Origin of the sequence: Thiohalocapsa sp., assembly GCF_019695415.1 — a bacterium.
Classification (GTDB): domain Bacteria; phylum Pseudomonadota; class Gammaproteobacteria; order Chromatiales; family Chromatiaceae; genus Thiohalocapsa.
In genome coordinates, this window is sequence record NZ_JAIFKJ010000193.1 from 1 (window position 1) to 9,798 (window position 9,798).

8 protein-coding genes and 1 pseudogene are annotated in these 9,798 nt (G+C 64.9%); 8 read left to right on the forward strand and 1 reads right to left on the reverse strand.

Going from position 1 to position 9,798, the window contains the following annotated elements; genetic code table 11:
- The 8 genes and pseudogenes from I6U14_RS05400 to I6U14_RS05435 all read left to right on the forward strand — a co-directional run.
- Positions 1 to 329 (forward strand): annotated as a pseudogene (locus I6U14_RS05400) ((Fe-S)-binding protein); the annotation flags it as partial.
- A 163-nt stretch (positions 330 to 492) separates the two neighbouring features.
- Positions 493 to 2,454, forward strand: a complete 1,962-nt coding sequence (locus tag I6U14_RS05405; RefSeq protein ID WP_296897515.1) for an NAD(P)-binding protein — start codon at positions 493 to 495, stop codon at positions 2,452 to 2,454.
- 148 nt (positions 2,455 to 2,602) lie between these two features.
- A complete protein-coding gene (locus tag I6U14_RS05410) occupies positions 2,603 to 3,121 on the forward strand; it encodes a sulfur reduction protein DsrJ (protein ID WP_296897516.1) in 519 nt (172 codons plus the stop codon).
- Positions 3,118 to 3,924, forward strand: coding sequence for a sulfate reduction electron transfer complex DsrMKJOP subunit DsrO (gene dsrO / locus I6U14_RS05415; RefSeq protein WP_296897517.1), 807 nt, complete (start codon positions 3,118 to 3,120; stop codon positions 3,922 to 3,924). The genes I6U14_RS05410 and dsrO overlap by 4 nt, the downstream gene beginning before the upstream one ends.
- Positions 3,925 to 4,011: 87 nt before the next feature.
- Positions 4,012 to 5,238, forward strand: a complete 1,227-nt coding sequence (gene nrfD / locus I6U14_RS05420) for an NrfD/PsrC family molybdoenzyme membrane anchor subunit (protein WP_296897518.1) — start codon at positions 4,012 to 4,014, stop codon at positions 5,236 to 5,238.
- 90 nt (positions 5,239 to 5,328) lie between these two features.
- Complete coding sequence (locus I6U14_RS05425) at positions 5,329 to 6,699, forward strand: cobyrinate a,c-diamide synthase (RefSeq protein WP_296897519.1); 1,371 nt, start codon at positions 5,329 to 5,331, stop codon at positions 6,697 to 6,699.
- Between the two features lie 121 nt (positions 6,700 to 6,820).
- Positions 6,821 to 7,138 (forward strand): iron-sulfur cluster assembly accessory protein, encoded by a 318-nt coding sequence (locus tag I6U14_RS05430; protein WP_296897520.1) that lies wholly within the window; start codon positions 6,821 to 6,823, stop codon positions 7,136 to 7,138.
- Positions 7,139 to 7,202: 64 nt separating this feature from the next.
- The gene (locus tag I6U14_RS05435) at positions 7,203 to 8,333 is read left to right on the forward strand and encodes a sulfur reduction protein DsrS (protein ID WP_296897522.1); all 1,131 of its coding nucleotides are present in this window, start codon (positions 7,203 to 7,205) and stop codon (positions 8,331 to 8,333) included.
- Between the two features lie 37 nt (positions 8,334 to 8,370).
- Here the strand turns inward: I6U14_RS05435 and I6U14_RS05440 are convergent, their stop codons facing one another.
- Complete coding sequence (locus I6U14_RS05440; RefSeq protein WP_296897524.1) at positions 8,371 to 9,438, reverse strand: 3-deoxy-7-phosphoheptulonate synthase; 1,068 nt, start codon at positions 9,436 to 9,438, stop codon at positions 8,371 to 8,373.
- Positions 9,439 to 9,798: the final 360 nt, after the last annotated feature.

Here is a 9,798-nt window from a genome sequence, read left to right on the forward strand (position 1 = left end):
TCTACGACATGGACGAGGACACCATCCGCGACCGCACCTTCTGCTGCGGCGGCGGCGGCGGTCTGTTGACGGATGACCTGATGGAGATTCGCGTCAAAGGGGCACAGCCGCGGGTAGAGGCGCTGAACAACGTCATCCAGGAGAAGGGCGTCACGCACATGGCCGCCATCTGCGCCATCTGCAAGAGCCAGTTCACAAAGGTGCTGCCTTACTACGGTATGGACATGGATCAGATCGTGAGTGTGCACCAGCTGGTGTCCAACGCGCTGGTCCTGACGGGGCAGACCACCGACGAGGACGAGGAGGAGGCCGCAGACGAAGCCGCCTGAGCCAGCCTGACCGCGGGATCTGTCCTCCCGCCTTGCGCGACACCCAGGCGCCGAATCCAGGCGCAACGGGCGTCGCCCAGTTCACGGTCCCGGCCGACGTCGCGTCGACCAAGACCTCATCGATCAGCGAGATTCCCTGCTCGCAGCGTAAGGAGCGTTATCCATGGCAACTTCCAGCGACGAAATGAACAAGCTTTCCTGGCGCCGGTTCGAGGACGGTGACAACGTCTGGGATGACCTCACCGAACAGATCTTCGTCCAGGATACCTCCCACAAATGCCCGACCTATGTGCACAAGACGCCGCCGTGTCAGGGTAGCTGCCCGTCCGGCGAGGATATCCGCGGCTGGCTGCAGATCGTGCGTGGGCTGGAGCAGCCGCCAGAGGGCATGACCTGGCAGGAGTACGCATTCCGTCGCTCCACCGACGCCAACCCCTTCCCGTCCATGATGGGCCGCGTCTGCCCGGCGCCTTGCCAGGACGGCTGCAACCGTAATGAGGTCGAAGACTACGTCGGCATCAACGCCGTCGAGCAGTTCATCGGCGACAACGCGACCGCGCAGGGCTACAAGTTCTATCCGGCGGAGCACGACACCGGAAAGAACATTGCCATCATCGGTGGCGGTCCCGCCGGCCTCGCCGCGGCTTACCAGCTGCGCCGCAAGGGCCATGCGGCCACGATCTTCGAGGCCAACGGGGACCTGGGCGGCATGTTCCGCTATGGCATCCCGGGTTACCGCGTGCCGCGGGACGCCTTGGACGCCGAGATCAATCGCATCCTCGACATGGGTAAGATCGAGGTCAAGCTGAACAGCCGTGTCGGTGTCGACGTCACGGTCGAGCAGCTCGAGAAGGACTACGACGCCGTTCTGTGGGCCATCGGCTGTCAGTCCGGCCGCGGGCTGCCGGTGCCCGGCTGGGAAGGCACTCCCAACTGCGTCTCCGGCGTCGCCTTCCTCAAGGCCTTCAACGAGGGCCGAATGAAGGTCACTGCAGAGAAGGTCGTCTGTGTCGGCGGTGGTGACACCTCCATCGACGTCGTGTCCGTTGCCCGCCGCCTGGGTCACATCACCAAGTCCGGCAAGAGTGACCTGCCCGAGACGGTCATCCACGACGGCTATGTGGCCCACGACACGGCCATGACGGCCGCTGCTGAAGGCGCCGAGGTGACCCTGACCTCGCTCTTCACCCGCGACAAGATGACCGCCGCCGAGCACGAGGTGCATGACGCACTGCATGAGGGCGTTACCGTCCTCGACGGCGTCATGCCGGTGGAGGTCATCAAGAGTGCAGAAGGCCGCGCCATCGGTCTCAAGGTGGCTGACTGCGAGATGAAGGACGGCCGTCCGACGCCGGTGGAGGGCACCGAGCGCGTGCTCGAGGCTGACCTGGTGGTCGCCGCCATCGGTCAGGGCGGCGACATGACTGGCCTCGAGGACCTCGATAATGGCCGTGGACTGATGAACTCCGACAAGTTCTACCAGGTGCCCGACAAACCCGGCCACTTCGTCGCCGGCGATATCATCCGGCCGCATCTGCTGACCACGGCTATCGGCCAGGCCTGGATCGCGGTGGAATCCATTGACGAGTATCTGAAGCAAGCGGAGCACAAGAAGCGCCCGAAGGTGGACGTGCACCACTTCAATCTGCTGGAGAAGATGACCGAGGCGCACTTGGCGCCAGAGCAGTTCAAGGTGGATGAGTCGGGCGACCTGCGCGGCACCTCCGATGCCAACTATGCGATCCACAACTACGAGGACCGGTCCAGCGCCGAGGTCATCCCGCACGATGAGCTCTACCTGGGGCACTTTCCCTACACCCCGCGCGTCAAGCGTAAGGAAGAGGTGCCGAGCGCCGAGGAAGTCTTGGGGCACTTCAAGGAGCGCATCATCGGCTACAGCGAGGAGGATGCCGTCACGGAGGCCAAGCGCTGCATGAGCTGCGGCATGTGCTTCGAGTGCGACAACTGCGTCATCTTCTGCCCGCAGGATGCCGTCTTCCGGGTCAACAAGGATCAGAAGACGACCGGGCGTTACGTGGACACCGACTACGCCAAGTGCATCGGTTGTCACATCTGCGCTGATGTCTGCCCCACGGGCTACATCAAGATGGGCCTCGGCGAATAAGCCAATGCCAGCGACGGTGCTGCCGGATTCTCGGGTCGACCGCTTGGATCCCCGATCCATTCCCTGATCGAGCCCCTGGTCGATCCCCCAGTCGACCCCCTAGTCGATCCCTTGGTCGACCCCAGATCCGCAGCACCGGGAAAAAGCGATGACACAACACCACTTGAACGCGAAACACCAGATCGCCTCCGCAGTCGCCGTACTGCTTGGCCTGGTTGCCCTTGGCCTCGCCGCGGCGGCGCAAGCCACCGGTGTCGGCGACTTCGTTGTCGGCAGCTCCAAGGCTGCGCAGCTCGAGAACTGCGTCGAGCCTACGGAGTATATGCGCCGTAATCACATGGAAGTGATCCGCCATCAGCGCGATACGACGGTCTATGGCGGCATCCGCTCCACCAAACACAGCCTCGCGGGCTGCGTCGAGTGTCACGTGGGCTACGACGCCGACCACAAGCCGGTCGATATCGACGGCAAAGGCCAGTTTTGCGCGCAGTGCCACAGCTATGCGGCGATCACGCTGAACTGCTTCGACTGTCACGCCACCATTCCGGAGGGTGAAGCGTGGAACCAAGTGACGGCGGCAGCCCATCCGGGGGGGCTACTCCCCGGTGTCGAGCAGCAGAAGGTGCCGGCGGAGCCAGCCCCCGCGGCGGAGAGCGAAACACAATGAGCCGAGAAGTCGATCGAGAACTCAATCCGCAACGGCGCCGATTCCTTGGGGCCGCTGCGGGCGCCGTCGCCGGTGGGGCTGGTGGCGTGGGCGCCGCTGCCATCGGTGCCCTGACCGCGGCCTCGCCCGAGCGAGCGGACGCCGCGCCTCGTACCGAGCCTGTGAGCGATCGCCATCGCTGGGGCATGTTCGTGGACACGGCCAAGTGCGCCGACGGCTGTACAGCCTGCGTCGACGCCTGCGACCAGGAAAATGGACTCAACCTGCAGGCCAAGCCGCTTGGCGATGACAAGGCCAAGTGGCAGAACCAACGCGCCGTGTGGATTCGCAAGGTAAAGCTGCAGGACAAGACCAGCGGGCATGTCACCAACCTGCCTTTGATGTGCCAGCACTGCGAGCATCCTCCGTGCGTGGATGTCTGCCCCACTGGCGCGTCGTTCAAGCGTGCCGACGGCATTGTGATGGTGGATCGCCACACGTGTATCGGCTGCCGCTACTGCATGATGGCCTGCCCCTACAAGGCCCGCTCATTCATCCACGAGGAAGTCGATCAGAAGCTCACGCGCGCCCCCCGCGGCATGGGGTGTGTCGAGAGCTGCAATCTGTGTGCGCATCGGCTCGACAACGGCCAAACCTCCACTGCCTGCGCCGATGCCTGCGCGGCGGAGGGCCACCATGCCATCGTATTCGGCGACCTGAAGGACCCGAACAGCCCGGTGCGTCAGGCCATGGCTAAGCAACCGAGCCGGCAGATCCGCGAGGACCTGGAGCTCAACACCGGTGTGCGTTACGCCGGCGTCTAATCGCGCCTTCCGTTTCGTCCATGGCCGCGTTTTGTCGCGGCCTCGCCGCGCCGGTAATGGCTGCGGCCCCATCGTCGAGAGCAACCGATGAGCAAGAGAATCGTTTACCGCGAATGGCTGATCCAACCCGAGCGTTACTGGGGTTTGCTCGCCATGCTCGCCGCTGTCATCGCGATCGGCGGTGCCGCCGCTTTGTACATGGAGCATGAGGGGCACTGGGTCACGGGCATGACCAACTCCGTGGTGTGGGGCCTGCCGCACGTCTTCGCGGTGTTTCTGATCGTGGCTGCGTCGGGTGCGCTCAATGTCGCCTCCATCGGCACGGTATTCAACCAGCCTGCGTACAAGCCCCTGGCGCGACTGTCAGGCCTCTTGGCAGCCGCTCTGTTGGTAGGTGGCTTACTCGTGCTGGTGTTGGATCTCGGCCGGCCCGACCGACTGCTGGTGGCCATGACCACTTACAACTTCAGCTCCATCTTCGCCTGGAACATCTTTCTCTACACGGGCTTTCTCGCCATCACCATCGGCTACCTTTGGACCATGGCCGAGCGCAAGGGCAATCACCTGCAGCGGCCCGTCGGTACCTTTGCCTTCCTCTGGCGGCTCGCATTGACCACGGGTACCGGCTCCATCTTCGGTTTCCTGGTGGGCCGCTCCGCATACGACACGGCTGTGCTGGCGCCCATGTTCGTGGTCATGTCGTTCGCCTATGGGCTTGCTGCATACATGCTGGTGCTGATGACGAGCTTCGAGTGGGATGGACGCCCCATCGGGGGAAAGATCCTGAAGCGCCTCAAAAATCTGCTCGGCCTATTCGTCGGCGCGGTGCTGTACTTTACCCTCATCTACCATCTGACGAATCTCTACGGCGCGAAGAACACGGATTTTGAATCCTTCCTGCTCATCGAGGGCGGTATCTACACCCTCATGTTCTGGGGTGGATGGGTGCTCGTGGGCGGTTTGCTGCCGCTGGGGATCATCTATCACCCGCGTCTCAGCCAGGACCGTAACTGGATCGCCGCCGCTTGCGCTTTGGTGATCGTGGGCGGTCTCGCGGCCATGTACGTGATCATCATCGGCAGCCAGGCATTCCCGCTGGAGATGTTCCCCGGCAAGACCGTGCTCTCCTTCGGCGCGCCCGGTGATGTCGGCGGTGCCGTGGCTCCCTACACGCCCAGCTTGCCGGAGCTTTTGCTCGGCATCGGCGGCGTGGCTGTGGCGATGCTCATCGTCTCGGTGGGTATCAGGGTGTTGCAATTCATGCCGGAGTCTCTCTCCGACAAAGAGATCGACGGCCTAGCGGAGCCGGTTTGACAGACTGCGCCGCTGGGATCGCTCGGAACCACGTCGTTCCCCGGCGCCGGCGTCACCCCAGCCGGCGGGTGAAACTGTCCGCCTTGGGACATGGCTCACATCTACCTCGCCGCGACCCGTAAGTCTTCCGGGAAGACGACGCTCACGATCGGCCTCACGCGTGCGCTGCGCCGCCGCGGACACAGCGTACAGCCCTTCAAAAAGGGGCCGGATTATATCGATCCGCTATGGCTGTCCTGCGCAGCGGGCCGCCCCTGCCTGAACCTGGATTACCACACGACCCCCGCGGACGAGATCCGGGCATCTTTTGCTCGCGCCCTCGCCGGTTCCGACCTCGGAGTCATCGAGGGCAACGTCGGCCTGTTCGACAGTGTCGATCTACGGGGGGCCTACAGCAACGCTGAGCTCGCCAAGCTACTGGAAGCCCCTGTGCTGCTGGTGGTGGATGTGCAGGGTATGAGCCGCGGTATCGCACCCTTGCTGCTGGGCTATCTCGCCTTCGATCCTGCGCTCAGGATCGCGGGTGTGATACTCAACAAGGTGGGTGGCGGGCGACACGAGGCCAATCTGCGCCGAGTGGTGGAGCACTACACGGACCTGCCCGTCATCGGCGCCGTTCCGCGGCAGCCGGACATGATGATCGAAGAGCGCCACCTCGGGCTCATGCCGAGCAACGAGGCGCAGGCCGCGGAGAGCACGATCGATCGGATTACGGACCTGGTCGGCGCGCACGTGGATCTGGACGCCTTGGCGCGGATCGCCGCCACGGCCCCAATTCCGCCCGAGCCGCCGCCCGAGCCGCCGTATCGGGTCTCCTGCGGGACGCCGCTGCGCATCGGTATCGCCCAGGATGACGCCTTCGGCTTCTACTATCCGGACGATCTCGCGGCAATGCGCCGGGATGGCGCCGAGCTGGTGTCCTTCAGTCCAGTCGCGGATGCGGAGTTGCCGGATGTGGATGCACTGTTCATCGGCGGCGGCTTCCCCGAGGTGCGCATGCATGCGCTCGAGGCGAACGCCGACATGCGGGCCGCAGTGGCGGACTTCATCCTCGGAGGCGGGCCCGCTTACGCCGAATGCGGCGGCCTCATGTACTTGTTGGAGCGCCTGCATTGGCAGGGCCGCAGCTGCCGTATGTGCGGCGTGTTGGGGGCCGATGTGGCCATGCATGCGCGTCCGCAGGGCCGGGGCTATATGCGCCTAACGGAAACCGAAGCGTTCCCCTGGCCGCACTGGCGCGGCGATGGCGAGATCCACGCCCACGAGTTCCATCATTCCGCGGTGGTCGCTCCAGATCCCGATTGGGTCTATGGCTACCGAGTGCTCCGTGGGCAGGGCGTGGACGGCCGCCATGACGGTATCGTCTCCGGCAATCTGCTCGCGAATTACGCCCACCTCCGCGACGTGGGCGGTGTGGACTGGACGGCGCGTTTTCTCGCTCGGGTGCGGGCGCTGCAATGAGGTGTGGTTCGCCGTGGCGGGTGCACGGGGCGACGGCACCCTACCGCGCGCGTTATGATCTTCTGATGACGGGGCCGGCGTGGCGCTCGCCGGCCGTCCAGACAGCAGTGGGAAGAGAGGCATGTTCAAGTTGACGCCGGCTGCGGCCGAACAAGTGCTGAAAGCGGCAAAGCAAGGCAATGCCGAGGGTATGTCCCTGCGCCTCGCCGCCGAACAGAAGCCAGATGGTGCCATCGAGTATCGGATGGGCTTCGAAGACTCCATCCAGGAAGACGACATTCGTTTTCAGAGCGAGGGAATCGATCTGGTGATGTCACCAGAAGACGTGCCGCTGCTCGATCAGGCCACCATGGACTATGCAGAGGTGGAGCCGGGCAAGATGCACTTCATCTTCTTGAATCCGAAAGACCCGCACTACAAGCCGCCGGCCGACGGTTGAGTCGCGGGTGGCGAGTGAGGCAGCCGCCTCCTCGCACCTCGACCCTCCCAGCTCGATACTGTCCATGGACCTCGCCAGCGAAGACAGCTTCCGGCTCAACGTCCTGCTCGCCAATAAGCCCAAGGCGATCCGCATCGACGAGTCCAAGCTCATCGTCTACGGCCTATCTGACAAGGGCGAGGCCAAGGTGGAGCTCAAGCCCACCGGCCGCCCTGAGCAATATCTGCGCGCCGTGAAGGAGCTCATTTCCGGCCACATCCTGGGCTCCCCCGGCGGTTATCCCGTCTACCTCAAGCGCTGGACCCGGATGGGTCAGATGCGTGACGAGAGTCTGGAGCAGCTCTTGATGCTGGGGGAGCCCGAGGCGGTCGTGGCCGCTGTCGGCTCGCCTGGCCTCACGGAAGAACTGGCGCGGCGTGCCTGGTGGGCCATGGAGGACGCGGATAACGCCCGGCGGATGCTGCAGAACCCGAACATCGTCGCGAGCGGCATGGGTCCCGTGCTGGCGGAGTATGTGCTGGACTATCTGCCCTTCGAGACCGAGACCGATCGGCAAACCGACTCGGTGCGCCTGATTCTGCAGCCAGGCCTGCTAGAGCCAGCCAAGGTCGAGGATCTGTGGTCCAAATCCGGGCGCAAACAGGCCTATCTGGTGGGCTTCCTGCAGGCCCTGCCGGATGCGCTGCCGCAGCCCTCGGCACCGCGCGACGATCGTCAGCGCCTCGCAGATCAGCTGGAACCACTCGCCGACGACGGTAACCCGGTGGCCGGCCTGTTGTTGCGCGCGACGTCGGGGCCCGGCCAGGCCTACCTCGAGACCGTGGCAACAGTGCTCGACAAACCGCCGAATCAGGATGTCGTCACCGCCACCTTCGACTGCCTGCGGGCGTATTTCGCACCGCTGCGCCCAGCCGGTGAACCGAAGCTGCCGTTGCTGGACGTGCAAGCCGAGGCTGCAGCCTTTGCCGATGGTGACGGGGCACCGACCGCCGTGACCGAGGTCTTGGCACTGTGCCCGCAGCTGCGCGACGACATCGCCGCCATGCGCATCCTGTCCGGCGTCGGCTATGGGGTCATTCGGCCTGTGCTGAGCGATCCAACGACCTTGGGCAGTCTGATGCGACGCAGGCTGAAGCCGATCATGGACCCCATCCAGGCGCAGCTCGTACAGCTGCGAACGGCGGTAGGCTCATAGGGCCGCGCACGGCCGCGGCGTGCCCGCCGGCATCGCGTCAGCGGTGGCGTCTGGGCTCGCGCCGACGGGCAGCAGCCTCTGCGAGCTCCTCGAGCATAGGCACGGTGTCGTCCCAGCCGACACAGGCATCGGTGATGCTCTGGCCGTAGCGGAGTGCCACGTCCTGTTTGAGGTCCTGGCGGCCGGCGACGAGATGGCTCTCGATCATGGCGCCGATGATGCGACCATCGCCGCGGGCGATCTGCCCGGCCACGTCCTCGCAGACGCGCAGCTGCTTGTCGGGCTGCTTGCGGCTGTTGGCATGGCTGAAGTCGATCATGATCTTCGGCCGGAGCCCCGCCTCTTCGATAGCCTCCGCCGCGATGTTGACACTCTCGGTGTCGTAATTCGGCCGGCTGCCGCCGCGCAGGATGATGTGAGTATCCAGGTTGCCGCGGGTGCTGAAGATGGCGGATTGGCCGTCTTTGGTGAGCGACATGAACACATGCGGGCGGGCGGCTGCATGAATGGCATCGATGGCGACCTTCACGCTGCCGTCGGTGGCGTTCTTGAAGCCCACGGGGCAGGATAGACCCGATGCGAGCTCGCGGTGACCCTGGCTTTCGGTCGTACGGGCACCGATGGCACCCCAGCTCACCAGATCCGCGATGTATTGCGGGCTGATGAGGTCCAGGAATTCGGTGCCCGCCGGTATGCCCAGCTCATTCAAATCCAGCAGCAGCTTCCGCGCTAGGCCGAGACCCTTGTTGATCTCGAAGCTGCCGTCGAGGTTCGGGTCGTTGATCAGGCCCTTCCAGCCCACCGTGCTGCGCGGCTTTTCGAAATAGACCCGCATCACGATCATCAACCTGTCCACCAGGGTACGTCGCACCTCGGCCAGGCGGTGGGCGTAGTCCATGGCCGCTTCCGGGTCATGCACCGAGCAGGGGCCCACCACCACCAGCAGGCGGTCATCGTCGCCGTGGAGAATACGCTGGATCTCGCTGCGGGCGTGGAACACCGTCTCCGCGGCGGCGTCGGTGATGGGGAACTCGCGATGCAGGTCCTTAGGCGAGATGACCTGCTTGATTTCGCGGATTCGGAGGTCGTCGGTCTCGGGGCGCATGGGTTCAGGGGCACGCTCGGCGGTGCGGATGGGTGTTACGGCGGTGACGGCCCGCGTCTGATGCAGCCCGAGCGCCGCGTCACAAGCACGCCAGTATACCCCATGCCCCATTGCGAGGCGCTCGCGACACGGCACAAGACCCGGCCACGGCCATGGCTTGCCGCCGTCCACACGCCTTACAATAGCGGGCTTTTGCCGGCAAACGCTCGCCCGTCGCCGGCCCGGATTCACAGCCGCCCGCCACCTGCGCCCGCCCCGCGCAGGGCCGCGCGAGCGGCCCGCGACGAGGCCCAAACAGCCCGCTGCACACCGAGGCATCCCACCCAGACAACAGGCGGGCCCCCCGGGCCCGAGAAGCGG

Excerpts from the sequence above, each read along its gene's own strand:
- I6U14_RS05405 (WP_296897515.1), top strand. The coding sequence starts at position 493 with ATGGCAACTTCCAGCGACGAAATGAACAAGCTTTCCTGGCGCCGGTTC.
- I6U14_RS05410 (WP_296897516.1), top strand. The coding sequence starts at position 2,603 with ATGACACAACACCACTTGAACGCGAAACACCAGATCGCCTCCGCAGTC.
- dsrO (WP_296897517.1), top strand. The coding sequence starts at position 3,118 with ATGAGCCGAGAAGTCGATCGAGAACTCAATCCGCAACGGCGCCGATTC.
- nrfD (WP_296897518.1), top strand. The coding sequence starts at position 4,012 with ATGAGCAAGAGAATCGTTTACCGCGAATGGCTGATCCAACCCGAGCGT.
- I6U14_RS05425 (WP_296897519.1), top strand. The coding sequence starts at position 5,329 with ATGGCTCACATCTACCTCGCCGCGACCCGTAAGTCTTCCGGGAAGACG.
- I6U14_RS05430 (WP_296897520.1), top strand. The coding sequence starts at position 6,821 with ATGTTCAAGTTGACGCCGGCTGCGGCCGAACAAGTGCTGAAAGCGGCA.
- I6U14_RS05435 (WP_296897522.1), top strand. The coding sequence starts at position 7,203 with ATGGACCTCGCCAGCGAAGACAGCTTCCGGCTCAACGTCCTGCTCGCC.
- I6U14_RS05440 (WP_296897524.1), bottom strand. The coding sequence starts at position 9,438 with ATGCGCCCCGAGACCGACGACCTCCGAATCCGCGAAATCAAGCAGGTC.